This window comes from Paraflavitalea speifideaquila, assembly GCF_032395985.1.
GTDB classification, from domain to species: Bacteria; Bacteroidota; Bacteroidia; order Chitinophagales; family Chitinophagaceae; genus Paraflavitalea; species Paraflavitalea speifideaquila.
In genome coordinates this window covers 3,175,585-3,198,819 of record NZ_CP135920.1, presented here as the reverse complement: position 1 = coordinate 3,198,819, position 23,235 = coordinate 3,175,585, and the positions used below count along the sequence as shown (strand labels likewise).

Genomic DNA, 23,235 nt, shown 5'->3' with positions numbered 1-23,235 from the left:
TTACGATAACGATCACGATAATTCGAACGTCAGTGCCCACCTATATAGCTTTCTAAAACAGTACAGACCTTGGCTCTTGCCAGAAAAATACATTCTTTTTCGAGGGCATTGGTATCTACGGAGAAGGTGACCTCTTAAAATAAAGGCTGATGAAGCGAGTAGGTAATGTTTATCAACGGATTTGTAGCATTGAGAACCTGGAAGCTGCGGATATGATCGCCCGGAAGGGTAAGAAGGACCAATATGGTATCAAGGTCCATGATCGAAACCGGGAGGCTAATATCCTGGCTTTGCATCACAGCCTACTTGATAAGACCTTTAAAACGTCTGCCTACACTACATTTTTTGTGTACGAGCCGAAGGAAAGGGAAGTATTCCAGTTGCCTTATTATCCGGACAGGATCGTACACCATGCTGTAATGAACGTAATGGGGCCCATTTTCGTCTCTACGTTCACGGCTGATACCTACAGCTGCATTAAAGGCCGGGGAATTCATGCGGCTGCCAAGGCCGTTAAAAGGGCTCTTGCAGATGAACAGGGAACCATGTATTGCCTGAAGTTCGATATCAGGAAATTCTATCCCAATGTTGATCACAGAATACTAAAGCAGCTATTAAGAAGGAAGATAAAGGACCAGGATCTACTATGGCTCCTTGATGAGATCATAGACAGCGCCCCGGGCCTGCCGATCGGCAACTACCTATCCCAATACTTCGCCAATTACTACCTGACTTTCTTTGACCACTGGGTTAAGGAGGTGCTGAAGGTGAAATACTACTTCCGTTATGCGGACGATATCGTGATCCTGGCGAGTAGTAAAGAGTACCTGCACGGTCTATTGATCAAACTTGCCGACTACCTGGCCGATCAGCTGTGCCTGGCTGTAAAAGGAAACTACCAGGTATTCCCGGTATCTGCGCGGGGTATTGATTTCGTGGGTTATATATTCTACCACACCCACACCAGATTAAGAGAAAGCATAAAGAAACGATTTGCCCGAATGATGGCCAGGAATCCAAACATGCGATCCTTTGCTTCCTATTATGGCTGGGCATGTCACGCGGATTGCAGACATCTACTAAAAACCTTAACTAATGACAAAATTTTCCGACCTGGGCATAACCATCGAAAGAAAGGGTTATACCGGGGACAAAATCAAAATCGACTGGATATTGAACCGCCTGATTTTAATACACGCCTATGAGATAAAGGATTCTATCTACAAAGACAAGGGCAAATGCCTGCACATGCAGATATCAGTTAACGGGACAATGCATGTGGTGTTTATAGGCTCTAAGTCTTTAATGGAAATACTCGAAAAGGTGCCAAAAACAGCCTTCCCATTAGAGACGACAATTCTTAAAGAGAACAACCTATTCATTCTTTCATAATCCTGAAATATGGAAATAAGCTATATGAGCATACCTGGTATAAAACAATGTTTGAAACGGGAGTTCCCTAAAACACCTGACATGGAAACGGTAATAGATACCGTTTGTAATCGCCTTGATGTGACCAAGGAAGAAATCCTTGAAAGCGCAGAAAGCGGAAGATTGTTTATGCCAGGCATATTGCTCAATACCTAATATGCTTATTGAGTAAGGCGACAGTCACGTCGGTAGCAGATCGGTTCGGTGCGCGGCATCATTCTACCGTAATCCATGCCCGTGACAGGCTAAAGGATTTAATATCTGTACACGAATACACACGTAATGAGGTAGAGTGGTTAAAAATGAGGTATATAACGCTTACTTATCAAAGTAACTCCTATGCACTACGAAAAAGCGAGAGATATAGCCATTTCAATCTGCGAGAAACTGGCTCCAAATTGTGAAAGGGTGGCTCCTGATAAGACACGGATCAATATTGCAGGAAGCATCCGACGCCAAAAATATGAGGTAAAGGATATAGAAGTGGTTTGTCAGCCTCTTTTTCTGCCACAGGTTCATGCGGATCTATTCGGAGCTACCCAGGTCATGGTGATTAGTCCAAGGTATGTTGAGGTGGTGGCCAAGTTGGGCAAGGTGATTAAAGGGGAGCCGACAGGCCGGTACATGCAGATTGTGTTACCACAGGGTATCAACCTAGACTTGTTCATGCCGGTGCCCGACGACTATTACCGGCAACTGGCTATCCGGACCGGGAGTGCCGACTATGTGGCCAGAAACATAGCAGTAGGCTGGAATAAGATAGGCTGGGTAGGCACCGACCAGGGATTGCGTAAGAAGGCAGACTGTATTGGTACAAAACAGAAGGATGGGAAGATACTTTGGAAGTGCATCAACCCGTATGCTGAACGGCCGCCCGCCTGGCAGTCCGAACGCGAGTTTTTCGACTGGATCAAAGTACCATGTATAATGCCCAAACTCCGAACCATATAATCACTTAAAACCTATGGCAAGACCGAAAAAAATGGAGTTGATTATTTTTCCCATGACTGTATATCGGGGAAGACCCTATTCATAGTTGAGCAGAAATTTGGCAACGATGGTTATGCATTTTGGTTCAAGCTCCTGGAGTTCATTGGTACTCAGGATGGCCACTATCTGGATTGTAATAACGTCGCTGACATGGAGTTTCTACAGGCCAAAACCCGGCTATCCAGTGAGACAATCTACCAAATATTGGATTTGCTGGCTGGTTTGGAGGCAATTGATCGGGAATTGTGGAGTAAAAAAGGTTGTCTGGTCTGATGGGTTTGTAGGCAGAATATCTGACGTATATGTTAATCGTAGGCAGAAAACCCCTGAAAAACCGAGTTTCTACACTGAAAACCCAGGCGAAGCAGATGTTTCTACATCAAAAAGTACACAAAGTAAAGTAAAGGAAAGTAAAGGAAAAGAAACTAAAGAGACTCCTAACGGAGTCATGGCCTCAGGCGAGGCCGACATACAGGCCCAGTTGAAAAGGATTATGAAACACTTTGTGAAACAAATACTGGCAAGGATGCGAGGGAGGTGTATACGGCTATAAAAACTTTTGTAACCGAACACAAGCCACATTTTGCCGAACCGTATGTTGATGCTTGGAACATTTTTGCACCAAACAATGGATTGGAAAAAGTAAAAAGCATTACACCCGACCGGCGGAATAAGATTCGCATCCGTACAAGGGAACCCGAATTTGATTTCTTCAAAATCCTTTCCTCTATCCGGCAAAATCCATTTTACACAGGCGATAATAACCGGAATTGGAAGGTTGACTTCAACTACGTGATCGAGAGTCCGGCAAAATACCAACCAATCATTGAACGATACAAAGAGCATTGATGAACAGCAAAAACACTTTTTGGGATAGGAAGCAGGATAAGCGACGTCCAGCGGTGGATATGAGCAACATGGTCTACGGGAAAGTGCCACCGCAAGCAAAGGATATGGAAGAAGCTGTACTTGGTGCATTGCTGCTGGAAAATGTGTTTGATGTGGTTTCCGAAATTCTTAAACCGGAATGCTTTTATGTTGACGCCAATCAACGGATATACGGAGCAATGTTTCGCCTTCAGCAAAGGAACCAGCCCATTGATATATTGACCGTGGTTGAGGAATTGAGGAATCAAGACGAATTGGAAATGGTAGGAGGCCCCTATTATGTAACCCGGCTCACTAATTCAGTGGTCTCGTCAGCAAACATTGAAACCCATTCACGCATCATACTGCAAAAGTACATACAGCGGCAAATCATTAAACTCTGCGGTGAGGCTATCGGTATGGCTTATGAAGATTCGACTGACGTTTTCGATTTGCTTGCCGAACATGAAATGGGTATCACTGCATTAACTACCGGTAGTCTGAAGCAAACATATAGCGCACTGGATTCAATTATGGTGAACACGGTAACGAGGATAGAGCACCTACGTAAACAGAATGTAGATATTACTGGTATACCAAGTGGCTTTCCTGCACTCGATAAAGTAACAAATGGATGGCAAAACACTGACTTAATTATTCTTGCGGCCCGACCGGCAGTTGGGAAGACGGCCTTTGCTCTTAACCTGGTTCGTAACTCTTCTCTTGACCCTTTTAAGCGTACACCAGTAGCTCTTTTCAGCCTAGAAATGAGCAAGGAACAGCTCTGTCAACGGATGCTGTCTGCTGAAAGTGATATCTGGCTGGAAAAGATTTCCCGTGGTAAAATGGATGATCACGAAATGAACCAATTGTATGAAAAGGGCATACAAAGGCTTGCGCAGGCGTCCATTTTTATTGACGACACAGCAGCATTGAATATCATGGAGCTGAGAGCAAGAGCCCGCCGATTAAAACGGAAACACAACATTGGACTGATCATTATTGATTACCTGCAGCTGATGAGCGGAATGTCCGGCAAAGGAGGGAACCGGGAACAGGAAATATCTGGAATATCAAGGGGATTGAAACAGATAGCCAAGGAGCTAAATGTACCAATCATAGCCCTATCACAATTAAGTCGTGCAGTAGAATCACGGAAAGAAGGGAATAAGATGCCGCAGTTGTCGGACTTGCGAGAATCCGGCGCTATCGAACAGGACGCTGATATGGTCATATTTATGTACCGACCTGATTACTACGATCAAAATACCAATGAGCACGGCGAATCTACCAAAGGGGAAACGCATATCCGGATCGCAAAACACCGGAACGGTTCGCTGGAAACGATCAAGCTACGGGCATTGCTTCACATTCAGAAGTTTATTGAAATGGAGGACATGAATCTTCCATCCGGCTTACCTACTGGCCAGGGGCAAAAGTGGTCACCTGTTCGTACAAATTTTTACGAAACTGAAAGAGACGATCAGCCTTTCTAATGCGCTTCACTATACAACATATCGCTAATAGCAAGGTAGCACACCTGAACCAGCACTTATTAGGTGGCCAGCACAAGAAGGAGAAGCGGAGCAAGTACAACAACCGGAAAACTATGGTAGACGGGATCGAGTTTGACAGTGTGAAGGAGGCGAAGAGGTATGGAGAATTGAAGCTGATGCAGAAGGCTGGTCATATTGGTTTCCTGGAACTACAGGTAAGTTTCGAACTGAAGGTGAACGACGAGAAGATCTGCACCTACATCGCCGACTTTGTTTACCTGGATGCCAAGACCGGCGAAAGAATCGTGGAGGATGTGAAGAGCGAGGTAACCCGGAAGATACCCCTGTATCGAAGAAAGAAAAGCCTAATGAAGGCCATTTATGGAATAACAATTAAAGAAGTATGAAAATAGTCACCTCTGTAAGCGGCGGTCAAACATCGACATATTTAGCGGCAAACTATCCAGCCGATGCATTGGTGTTTGCATTGGTGAGGATTGAGGATGAAAGATGCCGGTTTCCAGACAGGGTTATCATAAAGGAAGTAGAGGATCGCATACAAGCCCCTTTTATAGCCACCGCAGAGGATGATACCATCATTTACACAATGCTGGACCTGGAACAGTACTTGGGTAAACGAATTGATTGGGTGACAGGTCCAACCTTCGATTGGGTTATAGCCAACCGCGGTGGTTGGCTACCTAATAAGCTGCATCGCTATTGCACGACAGCTTTGAAGATTGAACCAATGTTTTATTGGTGGGCAAAAACCTATGGATTAAGCCAGCCTGTAAAAATGAATATTGGTTTTCGAGCGAATGAGATAAAGCGGGCTAATAAGATGGACAGAAAACTTAATGATGATGGATTACTCGAAATGAAAGCATCCTTTGAAAAGCACCCCAATGGTGATAACAAATGGATTTCAGTTCCTTGGCAAAGGCCACAATATCCGCTTATACAGGATGGAATTTTCAAGGATACAATCAGTAGGTATTGGGCAGGTAAATCAGTCCGTTTTGCAGATTACAATAATTGTGCTGGGTGTTTTCACAGAAATCCTCCTTTCCTAAAATATCAATTCCAAGTACAGCCAAATAAAATGCAATGGTTTAGGGAACAGGAGGGCGGAAAGAATGGCTTTTGGCGGTCAGATGGTTCTTATGCCAAGATAGAAAAGGCTTATGCCCAGCTTATCCTACATGCAGATGACTTTACATCCTGTGATAGCGGGTATTGTGAGATAGAGTAAAACGAAGAATTACACAACACTGATTGATCAATTAAAGGAACTGAAATGACCGACCCATTATTCATAGTAGTAGATCTATTCTGTGGCGCCGGCGGGACAACAACTGGCTTTGCCCTTGCTGAACTAGAAGGAAGTGGAATTGCGAAGGTGGTTGCCTGCGTGAACCACGACCCGAAGGCTATCAAAAGCCACTGGCTGAACCATCCAGAGGTTACCCATTACGAGGAGGATATCCGGACGCTTGACCTTACGGCCTTGGTTGCTTTGGTGAAGGAATACAGGCGAATGTACCCCAATGCCTACCTGATCCTTTGGGCAAGCCTGGAATGCACCAACTTCAGCAAAGCAAAGGGTGGCCAGCCTCGCGACGCAGACAGCCGGACCCTTGCCGATCACCTACCCAGGTACATAAAGGCCATTGATCCGGATTACGTGCAGATAGAAAACGTGGTAGAGTTCATGTCATGGGGGCCGTTGGATGAGAATGGTAAACCGATCAGCCGGAAGAACGGTGAGGACTGGATGCGGTGGCGCAGCGATATCTGCAAATTGGGTTACCAGGACGAATGGAAGGAATTAAACAGTGCGAACTATGGCGCCTATACTTCCCGCAACCGCCTCTTTGGAGCGTTTGCCAAGGATGGCCTGCCCATTACCTGGCCGGGAGCGACGCATGCAAAGGTCAAAGCCAAAGGGCATGCCTTGTTTGCCACTGGTCTTTCGCCATGGAAGCCGGTAAAAGATGTGCTCGACTTCGCAGATGAGGGCGAGAGCATCTTCACGCGGGACAAACCGCTATCGGATAAAACCCTGGAACGTATCCTGGCTGGTCTTCACAAATACGTGGCAAAGGGAGACACATCCTTCATCAGCAAGTATTACAGTGGCCGGCCAAATGGGAAGGTGAATAGTGTGAATGATCCTTCCTCCACTGTAACAACCGTAGCAAACCTGGCCCTTGTTCAGTCTGTTGGGTTTACGGCTCAATCAGTGGAGCAGCCTGCCGGTACTATTACGACTGTTGATCATCATTCCCTTGTTAAAGCAGCTTTTATACAGCAACGTAACACGGGAGAACCGGAAAGCAAGCTGGTTGATGTAAACGGACCGGCCAGGACGATTACGGCTACAGGCGGCAACCAGGATCTCGTGCAAGCGAAGTTTCTCACAATCTACAATGGTAAAAGCCTTTGCCGATCGGTAACAGAGCCGGCGCCAGTGATCGCCTGTAACGATCGGTTATCTCTGGTGCAACCTGAATACTTTATCGATAAGCACTACGGTAGCAATCCTCAAAACCAATCGATCGATCAGCCGGCAGGAACAGTGGTTACGAATGATAAACACAGGCTGGTTCAGTGTATACCATTCATTATGCCAACCAACTTCGATAACAAGCCAACAAGCATCGACCAGCCATCCCCAACCATTACCGCGAACCGAAAACATCACTACCTCGTACAGGCGGAAAGTGGTGAATTGGCCATCGCAATCTTAGAAGGAGACAGTCAGGTAATGATCGCCATTAAGCAGTTCATGGCGGCGTATGGGATCGTCGATATTAAGATGCGCATGTTACGTGTGCACGAACTGCTGGCTATTCAAGGTTTCCCGGCCGATTACAAACTGGTAGGCAACCAGGCGGACCAAAAGAAGTTCATCGGCAACTCGGTCGTACCGCAGGTTGTGAAGGCTTGGACAGAGGCCATGGCCAGTAAATTAATTGACAACCAAAACAAAAAGGTAGCATGAGTAACAACAATAGGCTGATTGGTATTCGCCCCACGATTGTATATGGCAATCCCAAAACAAAGAAGGCGAAGGACTATAAAAACGATGTTCGCCGCCTGAACAGTGAGTACAGCAACATTGACTGGAACCAGATGGTGGACAGGATAATGGAAGTCCCTTTGCCTGATGTGAAGCAGAATAAGAAAGGAGGAAAACCATGATCACTAGCAAAGGATATTCAAAGGACCCATCTATCCAGCCGGACGGCATTGTGCTTACCCTGCCGGTAGCCTTCTTCGAGGATCGCGGGATGACGACAGAGGAATTCAAACCAATGTTTGAACGGTACATGCGTCAGGAGGATGCTATCTGGAACTTCAAGCTCACCAACCTGCCGCTGCATGATGTTGCCTTTGTTTACCTGGTCTTTGACAAGCAGATCCAGTACCGCTGCCAGTTCATCATGTATGAACGGAATGTATCAAAGGAGTTCTATGACGCGCCAGATGGGCAGGTCAGGTCCTTTCCTCCTACGAATTGGGTGCTGTTTACCGGGCCAGTTGTGAAGCCGCCGTATGAGTGGCCGCAAAAGGGCTTCCAGGGATTTCGTTACTCAACAAAACTTTTTTAAAAAATGAAACTACAAGACCAAGTATGCAGCTCGGATCAGGCCAAGCGCCTGAAAGAACTTGGAATAGCACAAGACAGTTTATTTGTAATTACCTACGGTACAGGACGAACGGTTACCAGAGACGAAGCAGAAAAGAATGATTTGGCTGGTAAGGCTGCTTTCACAGTAGCCGAACTGTTAATGATTTTGCCAGAAGTCATTGAAGTTCCTAACACCCCACATTCAGCAGTATTTATCCTGGAAAAGGGATATGATCACTATTCGGAATCCGAATGCTATACCGCAGGTTATAAACTGAATGGGGACTGGTTTATAGGATCAGGATTTCCAAACGCTTCAGAGGCACTTTGTGAGGTATTGCTGACGCTGCTCAGAGAAAAGTTCTTAACGGCCGAAGAGGTCAATAAAAGACTGCAGGCATGACAGACCAAGAAGCATTTGAGCTTATGATAAAGTACGGAGGTGAACAATCCCTGCTAAGAATCAATGAAATGATCCTGGTTGCTGGCGTGGAGGTAGCAACCAAAAATATCATTGAGGTTTTTAAGAAGCATCACGGAACGATTCCACCAGATGTAGAAGAATGGATCATACAAGGGGTCCGTTATGCTCAATGGAAAATGCAACAACCACTTAATTAACAGCCATAAAATGAAAGTATTAACATTTTCCAGGGTCTTCCCTGGTAAGCACCCGAAAGCCGGGCAACCGACCTACTTTGTAGAAAAAGTACTGTATCATCTTTATAGGAAGGGTCATTATTCGATCGAAAAGTGTTGTGAAATAGCGCGTCAACTTGGTTTTCCTGAGAGAATTCATCCAATGCGCTTCATTGATACATTCCAGGATTACGTATGTGATTTACCTAAGGCACACACAATACGTGCCGGCAACCGCTGGAAAGCAGGCGACCTGGCCAGTCTACGGGTATGGACAGGAAGGCCTTACAATAGCAAGCAGATCGAGTTTGCCCAGGTGGAGGTAAAGAAGACATGGGATATATCAATTGCTGATGATTTCCTGCACCTGGGTAATGGCATTTCAGGGTTTAATGAGGACCATCCATTAATTCAACTAATAGCCAAAAATGATGGATTGTCCCCAACAGATTTTATATCCTGGTTTCAGCCCCAAAAATATCCCCTGATTTTCATGGCCAGATAATCTGCTGGAATGACTCGATTGAATACACCGGAAAACCAGCAGGCCTGGAGAAGGAGGTAACCAATGGTGCATAATGCTCAGACCTGCGACCGTTGTCAACGCTTGACAGAGTATCCTACCGTATGCACTTATCCCGATAGCGATGATACTACAACCCGTTGTCCTACGTGCATCGAAGAGGAAGGTCATTTCTGTATGGGATGCGGGGAATTCTGTGCGGGTCAGGCGGATTTCGACTTTAAACATCCCGGGTATTGTGGTGCCTGCTGGGATGAAATCGAGGAACAAGCAGACGATGAGTTCTTCGAATGGCTGGACGCCGAGGATCCAAACGAAGACGATCCCAACGATTACAATGACGCCTATGACGATGAAGAGTTCCCAAACGGGTCACTCGATTATTAATCAGTAAATAGAATGAATAACCATGTCAACGTCACATCACCTTCAGATGGGTATAGCCAAAGTCTTGACCTGGGAAGATAAAGACCTGGCCAGCTTCTTCCAACTACCGGGTGAAAAGGTCCGGAGTGAACTGGAACAACGCCTGGCGGCCGGCGAGGTCTACATCGGATCACAGAACTGCGAGGGCTTCGACCCCGTTAAGGGGTGTCCGGGGCATATTGAAATGGATTCTATAACCCAACAATAGTATATCATGCCAGAATTAATAATAGTTCCAACATTCACATTTGAACAGGGTGATGTGTTCTCCGGTGATCACAAGGTAGAACGCCCTATCTGCGTCGAGTATTACAACGGCACCATTGTGCTTAATCAGGGCGAAAATGGCTGCGTGAACATTTTGCCGGAATACTTCGACAAATTGGTAAGGGAGATAAAAAGGCATAAGAAGGACGCTGAATGGGCCTTAAACGGTAAAAAGCCTGTAAAGCCATGAGTAAGAAGCGAAAACATACAACCACAAAGAACACTATGGCGAAGCCGCCTGTAACAAAGTTGATGATACTATCTGTCGAGTGTAATGGTCGGTTTGACCTGGTGACCGACTTCCCAACAGAAGAGGCATTTGATAAAATATTCAGGGAATGGTACGACCACCCGGATACAAAAATGTGGTGTGCCGAAAGCCTGATCATGTACATCAAAGCGAAGCAGCCCAAGAGAATATGCCTGCTGAGGGAAGACTACGATAAAATCACCAAGGGCAAAGTAATACCTGCCACGAAAGAAGAATGGGAGGCAGAAAATAACTAACCAGCAAAACATAAATACCATGCAACAATACAGAAAAGAGACTGAAGAATATCTAAGGAAAGTCGGTTGGTTCAGAGGGATGACGGCCGAATGGGATTACGATTCTTTAGCCCGAGTCCTGGAAATGTATGCAGATGAGGTAAAATTGGAGCAGGCAGGCCCAAAGTGGGTAAAGGCTACTGATCGCCTACCGGCTGAGGGGCATTACTCTATAAAGTATGAAGGCCAACCAATGGGGGCTTATTGCAGGCCGGATGATATTGGCGGCTCCTATTTCAGCACTCCCGATAAGATAGTCTATGATGGGTCTTTCTATAAAATTGAATGGCTCGACGAATCAGGTGCCCAGCCTGCAATTGAAGCTACTCCATTGGAACGAGCGCCAACTGATGCCTATAAGTTCTGCAACCACCACCATGAACTTACCCCGGATTACGAGATAGTCAATTTCGGCGATGGCGATTTCGTGGCCAATAAGGCTGCTATCCCCTGCTGAAGGCTCTTAACGAAGCAGGCTTGCGCACCAGGTCACACCACATAGACACTCCCGGCCAGGGCTGGTTCACTATCCTTCTGGACAATGTAGACCTCGAAATAAAGAAGGTGTTAGAAATCCACGCCGACCGCCACCGGTATGATGGGAAGACAGAGGTGCTCATACGATGGGGATACCGTAAAGGATAAAACAACACATTATATGGAACAGAAAGAATACTGCCCTGCGGGCTGCGAACATAAACATGACAATGATCAATCCTCCTGGAATTGGATCAGCGAAACCAGCGGCACCGGTGAGAACTTCAATTTTAAGGTAGAGACAGGTGTTTGCATGCTATGTGGTGATATCCGGTTGGTTGGCCACAGAGATGGCAAAAGGTTTGATGAAGTCTTCAATATTCACTTTCCAGAGGCTGTAGAGGCCATTGTAAAACAATGTAATTGGTTAAATACGGGAGACGGATATATCCCTTTTGTTCGACAGACCACAGACGTATTAAAGGAACTGGAAGGACTGCGTCGATGGAAGTCGGAAATGCTGGAAGTATGGCAACCGTTATTGGATTGGGGATACGCCCGGAAGGATATTACGGTCGGAACCAACATTACAAAGGAGATCCAAAGGCGCCTGAAGCACTATGATGAACTCACTGCCCAACCTTTTTATTCTAAAGATAAAATACTGGCCGCGATCCGGGAGGAGCTGACCAGGTCAGAAATGATGGGCGAAGACAAGGGCTACTACTATACCATCGCCGGCATTGTAGGCAGCGCATTAGAAAACTACAACCAAACTCCATGAACCCAGCATACAAAGTACTCTACGACCACGTAATGAACGAGATCCACGACAACGAGCAGGCCCGCAAGATCGTAGACTTCGCCCTCCTGGAAGGAATGACCGTGGGCGTAGAGACGAAAGACCCGGAAGCGGGGACCAGGAGAATGATGGAGGAGATAGACCGGCTGGTGGAAATCCATAAGCATCAGCAGAGGAAATAGAACTGATTTTTCACGTGCAACACGTTATGCACAGTCGGTCACCCTATGTTCATAACTGATATTGGCCGGCTTCAATAAAACCTCCATCTTTGCCATACCACTTACATCGAGCCTGTTTTTACTAAAACAGTGCTTTTCTCATGTCCCTCATTAACACGCCTGGTCTTACCCATTTGGAAGAGGTTTCTATTCTCTTGAATAAGATACAAGCAGAGCTCGCCGCTCTTCGACAGGAAATCTCCATTCCAACACTCGAAAGAAATCAGCCACCATTATTTACTACTGCTGACGGGGTGAAAATTTATGATCCCAGTACAGTAGTGTATGTTAATGTGTTACTGGTGTTTCCGGGCAAACCTTCTGTGCTCTCAGGAATCTTTGCAGAGGAATTAGCAAAAAGCGTTTATGATTACCCTGGAACTAAATTATGGCGTGTCTATTCCACACCTGAAGCAGCGGAAAAGGGGTATGAAGCATGGCTTTTGGAACAGCCTGTTCTGACTGGTTATGACCTATTCAAATGGAAGGATGGCGCAAATCTTAGCGAATTGATAAAATCAAAACTTCCAAAGCCATGAGAAAATTAGCAAGAATATTATTTTATGCCATTGTGATTAACTTCATGGTAACCCAGTCAATTGACACATACAGCCATCCAGACCTGACACGTACTCGGGTACTATACAGAACTCCAAAAACATTCTTATGGAACTTCAGCAAGTAAGCTACCGCCACCTACTTCCTGCCCGCATCAAAGACCTTCGTAAACAGGCGAGTTATACTATCAAGCAGGTGGCGGACCAATTGGGAGTCAAGATAGGCCGATATCAGCACTATGAAGCTGGGAGAGCTACACCGGATATTGATATGCTCATTGCAATAAGCCATATTTATAAATTATCCTCGACCAGTTACTTAGCAGTGACCCGCCCAGGGAAGGCGAGTTCGAACGAAAATATAACGCATTGTCACCGGAACGCCGTCGAGTGATCGATCTCATGCTGGCGAATGATGCTAAATAATTTAGTATTTTTGAAACATGGCGAAGCATACAAAAAGCGATACCAGTAAGGAGGCAAATAAACGTGGCAGGCCGGAGGTATACACTCCTGAAATTGCTGATTTCATTTGTGAGCAGATAGCCACTACTTCAAAAAAGCCTTCGCACAATATGCAAAATGCCAGGTATGCCTGCCGTCTCAACGGTTCTTAAGTGGTTGAGAGAGAACAGGGAAGATTTTTCAGCACAATACGCGCGCGCGAAGGAGGAACAGGCGGATTTCATGATCGAAGAGATGATCGAAATAGCTGATGATGGCACTAACGACCTCATGACCATTGAGAAAGGAGACATTTCCTACGAGGTTGAAAACAAGGAAGTGACTAACCGGTCCAAGTTGCGGGTTGAAACAAGGAAGTGGATTGCCAGCAAACTGAAGCCAAAAAAATATGGGGAGAAGCTGGAGACTAAGAATGAGAACACTAACTACAACTCTAAGCAACTGACGACCGAGGAGATTAAGGAGATCGGTAAAGCTCTGGAAGATGAATGTTGAGGTTGACAAAGAATCAGTCCTGAAAGTTGCCAGGTTTAAGTGCCGGCAATCGCTTTTGTTCATGACGCGGTACCTGTACAAAAAGAGGCAGGGCCGAAAGTACATTGTTGCTGAACCCCACGAGCTTATTGCAGCCGCTCTGGAAAAGGTGCTGAAGGGCGAGACGAAGAAACTGATCATCAACATTGCCCCTCGGTATGGAAAGACGGAGCTGGCGGTAAAGAACTTCATAGCCCATGGTCTGGCCCTCAACCCAGCGGCCAAGTTTATCCACCTGACATATTCTGCAAAGCTGGCATTGGACAATTCAGAAGAGGCCAAGGATATTGTCATGTCCGAACCCTTCCAAGAGTTGTTCGATGTACAGATCAAGAAGGACAGCAAAGCCAAGGATAAGTGGTATACGACAGTAGGTGGCGGTGTGTATGCTGCCGCTACCGGTGGCCAGGTAACGGGATTTGGTGCAGGTAAAGTAGATGAGGAGGACAAGGAAGAGAACAGCACGATCGATGGTGATGCCCTGGACGAGTTCTTCTCCGGCATGCAAGAGTACTCCACCAAAGGAGAGTTCGGCGGCGCCCTGATCATCGATGACCCTATCAAGCCCGAGGACGGCCATTCTGTTACCAAAAGAACCCGTATCAACGAGAGGTTCGAGTCTACCATCCGTAACCGGGTGAACAGCCGCCATACACCAATTATCATCATCCAACAGCGCGTACATGAGAACGACCTCAGTGGCTACCTGATGGAAGCTGAACCAGGCGAATGGACCATATTGCGTCTGCCTTGCCTTAAGGAAGACGGCACAGCCTTATGGCCATTGAAGCATACTGTCGAGGAGTTATTGAAGCTACAGAAAATCAGTAACTACGTTTTTGAGGCCCAGCTGCAGCAAGACCCCAAGCCGATCAAGAAGGGTGGCGAATTCTATAAGCTGTTCGACCTGAAGCGAAACACGGTGGTCAACAAGTTGCTGAATGGTTTACCATACCTGTACAACCCAAATATTGCCTTACACGTCACATTCGACTTTAATGTTCACCCATACATGACTTGCCTGATCCACCAGATCGTAGGCAAGAAGGTTATCCAGATAGCTGAGATATGCTTACGGTCGCCCCGCAACAGAACTGAGGACGTATGTCGGGAACTGTGCAAAATTTTTAAGGGGCACAAGGCAGGCATGTTTATCTACGGTGACCCGTCCGGTCGTAAGGAAGACACCAGGAGCGAGAAGGGCAGTAATGACTATACTATCATCATGAGGGAGCTAAAGGAGTTCAGGCCCTCCCTACGTGTGGCAGAATCAGCGCCCAGTGTCGTCATGCGCGGCAAGTGGATTAACGCAGTCTTTAGTGAGAGCTTGGAAGGACTCGAATTCATCATAGGCGACAATTGCCAGCACACCCTGGCAGATTACCAATTTGGTAAGGAAGACAGCGACGGAACCAAACTGAAGGAGACTGAGAAAGATACTGTCACCCAGATAACCTCACAAAAGTACCACCACTGTACAGATGCAAACGATTACTTCTACTGCTTTGCCTTCTCCTCCTATTTCTTCAGGTATCAAAAAATGGGGTCCTCATCAGGTGGTGGCCATAAAACCGGAAAGGTAGCTAACCGTAATACGTACTAAGAATATTTGATAGGCACTACTAATAACATTAGCCTAAAAATATTAGTAACTCATTACTACCTTAGAGCAACAATTCTACAATGGGTTACCTATATCCCGCTGACTATAATAAAGCAATCCAAGACGTCTCCCTTCAACAAATCATTTCGGGTGATAGGACCCTCCTCGTTTCTGCTGAACTCTTTGCACAGTCAGAGATAACTTCCCACCTCGTTCAGAAGTATGACACAGAAAATGAGTTTACAAATACTCAAGCCTATAATCCGCAGGTAAATTATCATGCGGCCGATAGGGTTTATCTGGATGCACCCGCATTCAGTAGTGCTTCGACTTATATCGAGGGGCAATTGTGCCTGCAAGGCGGTAAGGTTTACCAGTGCATAGTTGCTGTTCTGGTGCCCGGGGTATTCAACCCCTCGCACTGGCTATTATTGGGTATCCAGTATGATCTATTCTATGCCAACTATCCCCATCCGGTATTTGATCTTAAAGGGCAATACAAGGGTGGCGACCAGGTGTGGTACAAGGATCACATCTACACGGCGCTTTTAGGAACCCGATATTTTGGCCATGATACACTAATCCAGTTCGGTAATACCAACTCGATACCTCATCAAAACTATTTTCCTGACGACCCAGTAAATGGCTCCAAGGCCTGGAAGGATGATGGAGAATTTGTTATACCTGCCGGCAATCTGCTTTACAACCTCACCAAGTCAAACGGTTAGGTTATTCCAAGCAAGGGAAGATCTTATATTGGTAGCTGGGGTAACTGATGACATGGATGTGGGTGCAGATTCCTATAATCCACCTGCAGTTGGTGAACCAGGGTCGCTGATCGGCTGGAAATTCGGTATAGAACGTCGTGGGACCTTTGGCACTATGACCGAAGGTGTAGACTATGAATTTGATCAAGTCGACAATGAGTTCCGTCTATTGAAGCCAGGCGATAAGTTTGCCAACAATGAGGTATTTGTAGTACACTTCCTGCCGATCACGGACCAACCGGTACCAGTTCCCTCCAGCGGATTGAACGCTTACCAAGTCATCATGACCTACTTCACCAAGGGCGACAATCGAAACCAGCAGATGGTGGCTTACATGCTTGATATCATGATATACCGCATGTACACCCGTATTGCGCCAAAGAACATACCAGAGGATCGCAAACACAACTATGACATTGCTCTCATTTGGTTGCAGAACGCTGCCAGGGGAATACTATAACTGCTGACCTTACAAAGAAACAACCGGCTCAGGGGCCCGTATCCGTTGGGGAAGCAACATAAAGCAACAAAACAGCTACTGATATGAGAAATAAAGCCCTGCTTACAGATATTGATCTTCCTGCACCGCAACCAGAACGGTACGGTATAACCAAGGAAGAGATTATGAATAGAATGTTAATGCGGCTTGGAAGGCCATTCGTTGTCCCTTACGACCACCTGCGCTACGAATTTGGGTTTAGGAGAATGCCTGGCGAGCAAATCATGCTCGCTAAGTTGGTAAAACCGTCAGCAAGTGAAGATGAGTTGCAGATATCACCGGATTATGAGGTCCACGAATCAATAAGAAAATGGGCCATGGATAATCGAGTGGAATGCCGGTATGAACCTGAACGGCAACATTATGTATTCTGGACCCATGCCCTATTCGAAAGGTTAGAGTCCATAATTGCAGAAAAACAGAGTGACTTTCATAGGACAAGAGGTTGGTGGAATCTTACAATGGTTGTGCTTCCTATTGAGATTGCTCGTGCAGCCTATGAATGGATGATAGAGCGATACTTTTGTAGTGCCCCACCAGATCAGAATGGTAAGTGGAAAATTCGAGGTCTTACAATTATAGAGGCCGTCAATGTTAATCCAGACTTTGTTGAGGTTTTATAATGGGACGATTACCTGGACGATATGCCCCTCCTAAACCCATAAAGCCTGGTACTGAGCAAGAGGCAAGAGCACATGAAACCGACAAGTTACTTGCAAAAGCTTTACGGGGTACCTGGTTAACCAAACTAAAAATACTTTTCATAATCTATTTTGTAGATAATGGCACGAGTAGCAGGAATAAAGAATAAAGCAACTATCATCAAGTCAGACAGTGAGGACCGGTTTCTTGCTGACTGTTTGGAGCGATATACATATTGGAAGGCCATGGCCGCCAAAATCAAAGAGGAAGGTGGTTCCGGCGCTAGGGAGATAGAGTATGCCGAGTATTTCAAGATCGGCGTCAACAAGTTTTCAAACATTGAGGGATAAGTAATGACAACCACGGAAGCCATATCGATCAAAGTACCGTTTCGGCAGCATACATTGTCCGGATGTGCTAGCTACTCTAAGGCCAACCTATTCAATGATGGGCGGTTCATAGAAGGCGTCGAGGATCTCAAAGTTGGGGAAACTCTGGCTGGTATGAATAGAAAAATGGACAGGTACCGACCAGATATGTACATCGAGCCACTTTTCTGTATCCCATCTAACTTAACCTTACAAGAAAACCGGTTGGTAGATGAAGTTGTGTTTGGCATTAAGTGGGACCTGGTAAGTGAGCTCGAGAAAAAGAACTTCTTCAGACCTTTCTTCGTGTCCTTTCTCCGACCGTCTGGCATGGCTCATTGTATATTGGTCGTACAAAACCTTGAAACGGATTTGCTCCATGTGGTCGATAGCAAGCTGGACGAAGTAGTAATACTGAGTAAGTGGGAGCTGATCAAGAATTTGCATATCATTTCAGTGGACCACCTCTGTCTATGGAATCAAACGAACCCAGAGCATTCCGTGTTTATGTATAAGGATGAAAACAAGCATTTATTCCCATGAGCAACGCACTCAAATCCATAAAAGCTACTACTTCCCTGTCACGGATCCGACTGTCGTGCAAAAGGGATCTTTGGTTAAACAGGCCGCACAAAAGGACTTACGGAACTATATTTCCAAGGTACAGTTTCAGCGGATTCGCCAGGATATCAAAACCTGGCGCGATGCGATTTCAGAGGCGGAGCAACAATGGTACCCCACAGAGTAAGAATGCAGCGGCTGTTCCAGGATACAATTCTTAATGGCCATGTATTGGCCTGTCTTGAACGCCGGTATGACATGACCCTCCTGCGTGATTTCAAAATTTGTGACGATAAGGGTATCGCAAACGATGATCTTAAGAAGCTGTTCCGAAATGTAACCACCAATACCAGTGGTCAGGAGGAGAATAGTGCCGCGTGGTTTGATGATTTTATGAAGTATTCCTTACAGTCTCCCCAATTTGGGTATAGCCTCATTGACCTGGGGACGTTGTGAATAATACCTATCCTAATATAGGGATTATCCCCGCCAGAATGTTTCACCAGACCGGTTAATTGTTTCGACATTCGTATACTCAACGGCTGGTGCGAAGTTCTTGGATGAGCCTTACGCTGATTGGCATGTATGGGTGCCAACCCCTTCGGATATTGGAGCAAGTAAATGCGGGTACGGATACCTATACAACGTGGCCTACTACGAGATATTCCTGCGCAACAACATGGGATACAATGCCGACTTCATTGAAATATTTGGACAGCCAATTCGGAAGGGCCGAACAACAAAAACTGATGAGGAGGAGCGAGGGGCATTCGAACAGGCATTGGCAGCTTTTGGTTCATCAGCATATATTCTGCTTGATGAAGGCCAGGATGAAGTCGAATTGATCGAATCCTCAAATGCTGGTACTGGTTGGCAATCCTATGAGAATTTTGAACAAAGATGTGAGAAAAAAATCAGCAAAATCATTTTGGGGCATGCCGATGCCCTTGATTCAATACCGGGTAAGTTAGGGGCTGGCCAGGGTGAAGAGTCGCCAGCATCGGCCGCTATGCGGGATAAACAGGTAAAAGATGGGGTGTTTATTCAAAATGTTGTCAATAGCAAGCTTATACCCAGGATGCGGAAACACGGGTTCGATATACCCCTTAACTTCCACTTTGAATTCGTTAATGACTCCGAGAAGGAGGAGTTTCGCCGCCGGGAGGATACCAGTAATAAGCTGACCACAGATATCGCTGTTGCCATGAAGAATGCCGGCTTACAGATGGATCCAAAGTACTTTGAAGAACGAACAGGAATTAAGCTGGTTATTCCTCAACAACAAGAGGGCATCCCTCCAATAGAGAACCAATAATTAAAACTATGAGTACCAAGCGACCATACGACATTACGAAAGATTTCAGGCCAACTGGTTGCAAGGCCATTGACCAGGTAGCCTCCTGCATAATTTTCTACCAACAACGGTGCATTGCTCTAAAAGCCATACACCTAAAGGAACCATATTACAGTTGGTTCAAGATGGGTCTGGAAGTACTAAATGGCCGCCCCATGTTGGAGGGAGAAGAGATGGCCTTTAACGGTATTGATATAGAAAAGGGAAGCCGGTTCCAAACTGACCCGATCCTACCGGAGCGGTGGCCGGTATCTCGTGAAGACGTAATGAATCCGCAATGAGCGATACTAAATCACAAACAAGAGAGCGTGGGCACATAACCTACCTGCCACCACTGTATGACAGGTATTTCCGGGGTTATGTGGCTTATAATGCTACCAGCTCAAGTAGTGTCATGGCTGATATTGTGAAAAAGCACTTTGACTCGATGCCGGCCATAGAGCGCGAAAGATTCTTGAAGCTGGCTGAAAATCCTTCGAAAAACAGCTATTGATAACTTACCTTAGCAGTATGCCTATTTACTCCTTTGAGGAAATTGTCGAGCACATCCGCTGGGCTGAAACACCAGAGGATGTAATTCTTTGGGTGAACCAGGTTATGGATGAGGCAGCACAATACTGCCCTTTTCACCTACGCCTGATTACTGAGGCAGCCAGGCAGAAACGTTTATTCTTTCAAGCTATTCAATCACCATGACACTTCAGGAAGCAAACACTTTAGATTACGGAGTCTATATTATTTACTGGAAAATGGAGGAAGGGGGCGGCAGCTCTCTCGCTTCAGTAGGCGGACTCCATAATGGTGATAGATGGCTGGCCCCTCCAATTGGACATCTACCATGGAAATAACCTTCGGTGCTGGTTATTGGGACAAAGTGGAAAAAAACGGAATTGATTTTAAGTAATCGTAACCTTATAGATTATCAGGGAAATAAAAGCTATTAATATATGGGATTGATCCATATATGCATGATGATTACGGGTGTTATTGTCTTCGCCACTTACCTGTATTATGGTAAGGGAATGTTACGCCAGCTATTTGCTGCAATAGTCCTGGCCTTAATATTTTACATTTTGACTTTTTGTTTAATTGGCCATAACGGTTCCTGGAAAGTATTTATATGGATATTAATGCCCATATTAGTTTTCTGTTGTTATAGAAACCTTATCGAATATATTGATCAACGAATGAAGTAATATTCGTGTTCTGGCCCCTAACTAATAAATATTTGTAACTCACATCTAACTTACTTCTCCTTCCCTGATTGCTGACATTTATACTTTTATGTCAGCATGAATCCCACCATTTCGTTTTTGTACACAGTTGATATAGATGCTGATGAGCCCATAATGCTCATTGACAAACATATCGGCTTTGATGAAACCGATGGTTATGGTATCATGGGAGATCTTTTCCAGAAGGAATTGCTGGCGCTCGATGGTATGGGTAAAAAGAGGATTGAAATATGGATTAACAGTCCAGGTGGCGTTGTTGCTGATGGATACAACATCCACAATGCAATGCTGAAAAGCAAGACTCCTGTTGATACCTATTGTACTGGTATTGCCGCCAGTATCGCTGGGGTATTATTTGTGGCCGGCCGCAAGCGAGTTATGGCAGATTACAGCCAATTAATGTATCACAATCCCTATGGGGGTGACGATGACAAAGGGCTGGCTGCAATTCGAGATAGCATCGCCAAAATGGTTAGCAGTCGTTGCGGGAAATCTGTGGAAGAAATCCTGAGTATCATGAATAAAACTACCTGGATAGGAGCAGAGGAGGCAAAGGAAATCGGATTCTGCGATGAAATCCAGCATAGTGGCGAAATAAATAAGAAACGCAGTATCGGCATAATCAACGATGCCCGAGCTTTTTGGAAGGAAGCAGCCACCATCACCAACAGTCTGTTATCACCTAACAATAATTCTTTAAACAGTCAATCAATGAAGAAGATCGCAAACCGCCTTAACCTGGTTTCGGACGCATCCGAAGACAGTGTAATCGAGGCCATCAATAAAATGGAAGAAGCCAATAATGGTCTCAAGGCAGAGATCAAGACCCACCTCACTGATATCCAAAATCGCAAGACGAATATGGAGAAGAAGGAGGAGGAATGCAAAGCCCTTGAAGAAGAACTCGAGAAGGCTAAAAATGAGCTTGAAGAGATGAAGAAAAAAAAAGCCAAGGCTAAGGCAGAGGCAGAGGAGCAGGAAGAGGAAAAAGAGAAAGAGGAAAAAGCCAAGAACCTGATCAATGGCTTTGTTACAACCGGTCGTATTAAGAATGATCCCACCATTATCACCAGCTGGGTGAACAAGGCCAAGGAAGATCACGATGGCGTAAAGGCTATGATTGAGGGCTTACCAATCAATAAGGTAGCTGCCAAAATTGAAGTGCAATCCACCTCAATCACAAAACGCGAAGGTTCCCAAGTGGCAAATACCATGGCAGGGGTACTTAAGAAACTGGGCGGCAAGATATAAGGCCCGTCCTTTTTTTGAAATTGAATGCTAAATTATTTAGTAATTATTAAACCAGCATAGTCAAATGGAAGCTTTAAATATAACAGACACCACGTATGCCGGCGAAGCGGCCAGCTACATGATCACCAAAGCGGTGGTTGGTGCAGATACCATTGAAAAAGGCTGCATCTACGTGGAGGATGGCATCAAAAGAAAAGGACCATCCCTCGTTTGGATGTGACCAACATCATGCAGCGTCGTGCTGCAGTGCCTACGTCCAGCGGCCAAATTACCGTTGACGCACGTGCGTTGGAGCCAAACGATCACATGCTTTATCTGGAATTTAACCCCGGGATTTTGAGCAGCATTGGTATGCGGTGCAGATGAATCCAGCTTTGCTGGATGCGGAAATGCCGCCAACTGCCAATGAATATGTGACCATCATGGTCATGAAGCGCCTGAATGAGTTCTTCGAGAACGGAATCTGGAAAAGCCGTAAGCAATACGACCTTGAAGGGGATGCGGTAGATCCTACCACCAAGGGTGGCGCGGCCAATGATGCCATTTACTTTTATTGGGATGGCATTGTTAAGAAAGCCCTGGATGATCCCAACACGATTGATGTGAGCTCTCCAGTTGCATTAACTGGTGGTGCGTCTGGCAACATAATCGATGAATTCCAACGTGGATACCAACTGGTACCTCCTGCATTAATCGGCAAATATGGTCCTCTCGGGCTTAAGCTGTTTATCAGTATCCCTGATCAGCAGAAGTATGAAAATACTATGCAGCTGAAGACCACCTTCAAGAACCAGGATACAACCGAAAAGGGCATCAACCGGTACAACGGCTATGATGTGGTACCCTTGGCAGGCATGCCGGAGAATACCTATTTCTGGGGTATGGGTGTTCCTGATACAGGATCCAACCTTTGGATGGGTATCAACAGCCAGGAAGATAATGAGCTGCAAATGCAAAAGCTCCAGAACAATGCTGAGATGTGGTTCATCAAGGGCCTGTTCAAGACCGACGTACAAATCGGTTGGACTCAAGAGCTGGTAATGTACACCTCACAGGTTGCGTAAACGAAAAATAAAGCGC

General features: G+C 45.7%; 37 protein-coding genes. All 37 read left to right on the top strand.

The features are described from left to right. Positions 1-149: 149 nt before the first annotated feature. The 37 genes from RS881_RS21935 (at position 150) to RS881_RS21775 (ending at position 23,219) form a co-directional block, all read left to right on the top strand. Positions 150-1,205 carry an RNA-directed DNA polymerase gene (locus tag RS881_RS21935; protein ID WP_315823042.1) on the top strand — a complete coding sequence of 352 codons (1,056 nt, stop codon included), beginning with the start codon at positions 150-152 and terminating at the stop codon, positions 1,203-1,205. Beyond that, entirely contained in the window at positions 1,096-1,392 is a 297-nt protein-coding gene (locus RS881_RS62585) for a DUF8468 domain-containing protein (protein ID WP_527250412.1), read from the top strand. Before RS881_RS21935 ends, RS881_RS62585 begins: the two co-directional genes overlap by 110 nt. Before the next feature lie 203 nt (positions 1,393-1,595). Beyond that, positions 1,596-1,835 carry a hypothetical protein gene (locus tag RS881_RS59820; RefSeq protein ID WP_350340160.1) on the top strand — a complete coding sequence of 80 codons (240 nt, stop codon included), beginning with the start codon at positions 1,596-1,598 and terminating at the stop codon, positions 1,833-1,835. Next, on the top strand, positions 1,771-2,382 hold the full coding sequence (locus RS881_RS21930; RefSeq protein ID WP_315823041.1) for a hypothetical protein: 612 nt from the start codon (positions 1,771-1,773) through the stop codon (positions 2,380-2,382). Before RS881_RS59820 ends, RS881_RS21930 begins: the two co-directional genes overlap by 65 nt. 60 nt (positions 2,383-2,442) lie before the next feature. Continuing rightward, the gene (locus RS881_RS59815) at positions 2,443-2,694 is read left to right on the top strand and encodes a Lin1244/Lin1753 domain-containing protein (RefSeq protein ID WP_350340237.1); all 252 of its coding nucleotides are present in this window, start codon (positions 2,443-2,445) and stop codon (positions 2,692-2,694) included. A gap of 360 nt (positions 2,695-3,054) precedes the next feature. Continuing rightward, positions 3,055-3,270, top strand: a complete 216-nt coding sequence (locus RS881_RS21925; protein WP_315823040.1) for a hypothetical protein — start codon at positions 3,055-3,057, stop codon at positions 3,268-3,270. Beyond that, positions 3,270-4,784, top strand: a complete 1,515-nt coding sequence (gene dnaB / locus RS881_RS21920) for a replicative DNA helicase (protein WP_315823039.1) — start codon at positions 3,270-3,272, stop codon at positions 4,782-4,784. Before RS881_RS21925 ends, dnaB begins: the two co-directional genes overlap by 1 nt. Next, the gene (locus RS881_RS21915) at positions 4,784-5,191 is read left to right on the top strand and encodes a DUF1064 domain-containing protein (protein ID WP_315823038.1); all 408 of its coding nucleotides are present in this window, start codon (positions 4,784-4,786) and stop codon (positions 5,189-5,191) included. Before dnaB ends, RS881_RS21915 begins: the two co-directional genes overlap by 1 nt. Beyond that, the gene (locus RS881_RS21910) at positions 5,188-6,036 is read left to right on the top strand and encodes a hypothetical protein (protein ID WP_315823037.1); all 849 of its coding nucleotides are present in this window, start codon (positions 5,188-5,190) and stop codon (positions 6,034-6,036) included. Before RS881_RS21915 ends, RS881_RS21910 begins: the two co-directional genes overlap by 4 nt. Before the next feature lie 45 nt (positions 6,037-6,081). Continuing rightward, positions 6,082-7,788, top strand: a complete 1,707-nt coding sequence (locus RS881_RS21905; protein ID WP_315823036.1) for a DNA cytosine methyltransferase — start codon at positions 6,082-6,084, stop codon at positions 7,786-7,788. Then, positions 7,785-7,988: a hypothetical protein gene (locus RS881_RS21900; RefSeq protein WP_315823035.1), complete on the top strand. Its 204-nt coding sequence runs from the start codon at positions 7,785-7,787 to the stop codon at positions 7,986-7,988. The genes RS881_RS21905 and RS881_RS21900 overlap by 4 nt, the downstream gene beginning before the upstream one ends. After that, entirely contained in the window at positions 7,985-8,398 is a 414-nt protein-coding gene (locus tag RS881_RS21895) for a hypothetical protein (RefSeq protein ID WP_315823034.1), read from the top strand. Before RS881_RS21900 ends, RS881_RS21895 begins: the two co-directional genes overlap by 4 nt. Positions 8,399-8,401: 3 nt before the next feature. Next, on the top strand, positions 8,402-8,821 hold the full coding sequence (locus RS881_RS21890) for a hypothetical protein (protein ID WP_315823033.1): 420 nt from the start codon (positions 8,402-8,404) through the stop codon (positions 8,819-8,821). Next, positions 8,818-9,039: a hypothetical protein gene (locus tag RS881_RS21885; protein WP_315823032.1), complete on the top strand. Its 222-nt coding sequence runs from the start codon at positions 8,818-8,820 to the stop codon at positions 9,037-9,039. The genes RS881_RS21890 and RS881_RS21885 overlap by 4 nt, the downstream gene beginning before the upstream one ends. Positions 9,040-9,220: 181 nt before the next feature. Next, on the top strand, positions 9,221-9,562 hold the full coding sequence (locus RS881_RS21880) for a hypothetical protein (RefSeq protein ID WP_315823031.1): 342 nt from the start codon (positions 9,221-9,223) through the stop codon (positions 9,560-9,562). A 195-nt stretch (positions 9,563-9,757) separates the two neighbouring features. After that, entirely contained in the window at positions 9,758-9,967 is a 210-nt protein-coding gene (locus RS881_RS21875; RefSeq protein WP_315823030.1) for a hypothetical protein, read from the top strand. 46 nt (positions 9,968-10,013) lie between these two features. After that, on the top strand, positions 10,014-10,214 hold the full coding sequence (locus tag RS881_RS21870; RefSeq protein ID WP_315823029.1) for a hypothetical protein: 201 nt from the start codon (positions 10,014-10,016) through the stop codon (positions 10,212-10,214). A gap of 6 nt (positions 10,215-10,220) precedes the next feature. Further along, a complete protein-coding gene (locus RS881_RS21865) occupies positions 10,221-10,463 on the top strand; it encodes a hypothetical protein (protein ID WP_315823028.1) in 243 nt (80 codons plus the stop codon). Next, positions 10,460-10,780: a hypothetical protein gene (locus tag RS881_RS21860; protein ID WP_315823027.1), complete on the top strand. Its 321-nt coding sequence runs from the start codon at positions 10,460-10,462 to the stop codon at positions 10,778-10,780. The genes RS881_RS21865 and RS881_RS21860 overlap by 4 nt, the downstream gene beginning before the upstream one ends. Before the next feature lie 19 nt (positions 10,781-10,799). Continuing rightward, entirely contained in the window at positions 10,800-11,276 is a 477-nt protein-coding gene (locus RS881_RS21855) for a hypothetical protein (RefSeq protein WP_315823026.1), read from the top strand. Between the two features lie 201 nt (positions 11,277-11,477). Beyond that, positions 11,478-12,080 carry a hypothetical protein gene (locus RS881_RS21850; RefSeq protein WP_315823025.1) on the top strand — a complete coding sequence of 201 codons (603 nt, stop codon included), beginning with the start codon at positions 11,478-11,480 and terminating at the stop codon, positions 12,078-12,080. Beyond that, on the top strand, positions 12,077-12,280 hold the full coding sequence (locus RS881_RS21845) for a hypothetical protein (RefSeq protein ID WP_315823024.1): 204 nt from the start codon (positions 12,077-12,079) through the stop codon (positions 12,278-12,280). The genes RS881_RS21850 and RS881_RS21845 overlap by 4 nt, the downstream gene beginning before the upstream one ends. Positions 12,281-12,420: 140 nt before the next feature. Beyond that, entirely contained in the window at positions 12,421-12,858 is a 438-nt protein-coding gene (locus RS881_RS21840) for a hypothetical protein (RefSeq protein ID WP_315823023.1), read from the top strand. Between the two features lie 127 nt (positions 12,859-12,985). Continuing rightward, complete coding sequence (locus tag RS881_RS59810) at positions 12,986-13,270, top strand: helix-turn-helix domain-containing protein (RefSeq protein ID WP_350340159.1); 285 nt, start codon at positions 12,986-12,988, stop codon at positions 13,268-13,270. A gap of 197 nt (positions 13,271-13,467) precedes the next feature. Continuing rightward, a complete protein-coding gene (locus tag RS881_RS21835; RefSeq protein ID WP_315823022.1) occupies positions 13,468-13,836 on the top strand; it encodes a terminase small subunit-like protein in 369 nt (122 codons plus the stop codon). Continuing rightward, the gene (locus RS881_RS21830) at positions 13,826-15,478 is read left to right on the top strand and encodes a hypothetical protein (RefSeq protein WP_315823021.1); all 1,653 of its coding nucleotides are present in this window, start codon (positions 13,826-13,828) and stop codon (positions 15,476-15,478) included. The genes RS881_RS21835 and RS881_RS21830 overlap by 11 nt, the downstream gene beginning before the upstream one ends. Positions 15,479-15,558: 80 nt before the next feature. Beyond that, positions 15,559-16,206, top strand: a complete 648-nt coding sequence (locus tag RS881_RS21825) for a hypothetical protein (protein ID WP_315823020.1) — start codon at positions 15,559-15,561, stop codon at positions 16,204-16,206. Between the two features lie 28 nt (positions 16,207-16,234). Beyond that, the gene (locus RS881_RS21820) at positions 16,235-16,705 is read left to right on the top strand and encodes a hypothetical protein (protein ID WP_315823019.1); all 471 of its coding nucleotides are present in this window, start codon (positions 16,235-16,237) and stop codon (positions 16,703-16,705) included. 83 nt (positions 16,706-16,788) lie between these two features. After that, on the top strand, positions 16,789-17,367 hold the full coding sequence (locus RS881_RS21815) for a hypothetical protein (protein ID WP_315823018.1): 579 nt from the start codon (positions 16,789-16,791) through the stop codon (positions 17,365-17,367). Positions 17,368-17,979: 612 nt separating this feature from the next. Next, entirely contained in the window at positions 17,980-18,297 is a 318-nt protein-coding gene (locus tag RS881_RS21810; RefSeq protein WP_315823017.1) for a hypothetical protein, read from the top strand. A 207-nt stretch (positions 18,298-18,504) separates the two neighbouring features. Beyond that, positions 18,505-18,771 carry a phage portal protein family protein gene (locus tag RS881_RS21805; protein WP_315823016.1) on the top strand — a complete coding sequence of 89 codons (267 nt, stop codon included), beginning with the start codon at positions 18,505-18,507 and terminating at the stop codon, positions 18,769-18,771. Between the two features lie 133 nt (positions 18,772-18,904). Then, the gene (locus tag RS881_RS21800) at positions 18,905-19,630 is read left to right on the top strand and encodes a phage portal protein family protein (RefSeq protein WP_425476387.1); all 726 of its coding nucleotides are present in this window, start codon (positions 18,905-18,907) and stop codon (positions 19,628-19,630) included. A gap of 8 nt (positions 19,631-19,638) precedes the next feature. Beyond that, positions 19,639-19,950 (top strand): hypothetical protein, encoded by a 312-nt coding sequence (locus tag RS881_RS21795; RefSeq protein WP_315823014.1) that lies wholly within the window; start codon positions 19,639-19,641, stop codon positions 19,948-19,950. After that, positions 19,947-20,162 (top strand): hypothetical protein, encoded by a 216-nt coding sequence (locus RS881_RS21790; protein WP_315823013.1) that lies wholly within the window; start codon positions 19,947-19,949, stop codon positions 20,160-20,162. The genes RS881_RS21795 and RS881_RS21790 overlap by 4 nt, the downstream gene beginning before the upstream one ends. A gap of 799 nt (positions 20,163-20,961) precedes the next feature. Further along, positions 20,962-22,155, top strand: a complete 1,194-nt coding sequence (locus RS881_RS21785; protein ID WP_315823012.1) for an ATP-dependent Clp protease proteolytic subunit — start codon at positions 20,962-20,964, stop codon at positions 22,153-22,155. A 64-nt stretch (positions 22,156-22,219) separates the two neighbouring features. Beyond that, positions 22,220-22,375, top strand: a complete 156-nt coding sequence (locus tag RS881_RS21780) for a hypothetical protein (protein WP_315823011.1) — start codon at positions 22,220-22,222, stop codon at positions 22,373-22,375. A gap of 142 nt (positions 22,376-22,517) precedes the next feature. Next, complete coding sequence (locus tag RS881_RS21775) at positions 22,518-23,219, top strand: hypothetical protein (RefSeq protein ID WP_315823010.1); 702 nt, start codon at positions 22,518-22,520, stop codon at positions 23,217-23,219. The last annotated feature ends 16 nt before the right edge of the window (positions 23,220-23,235 follow it).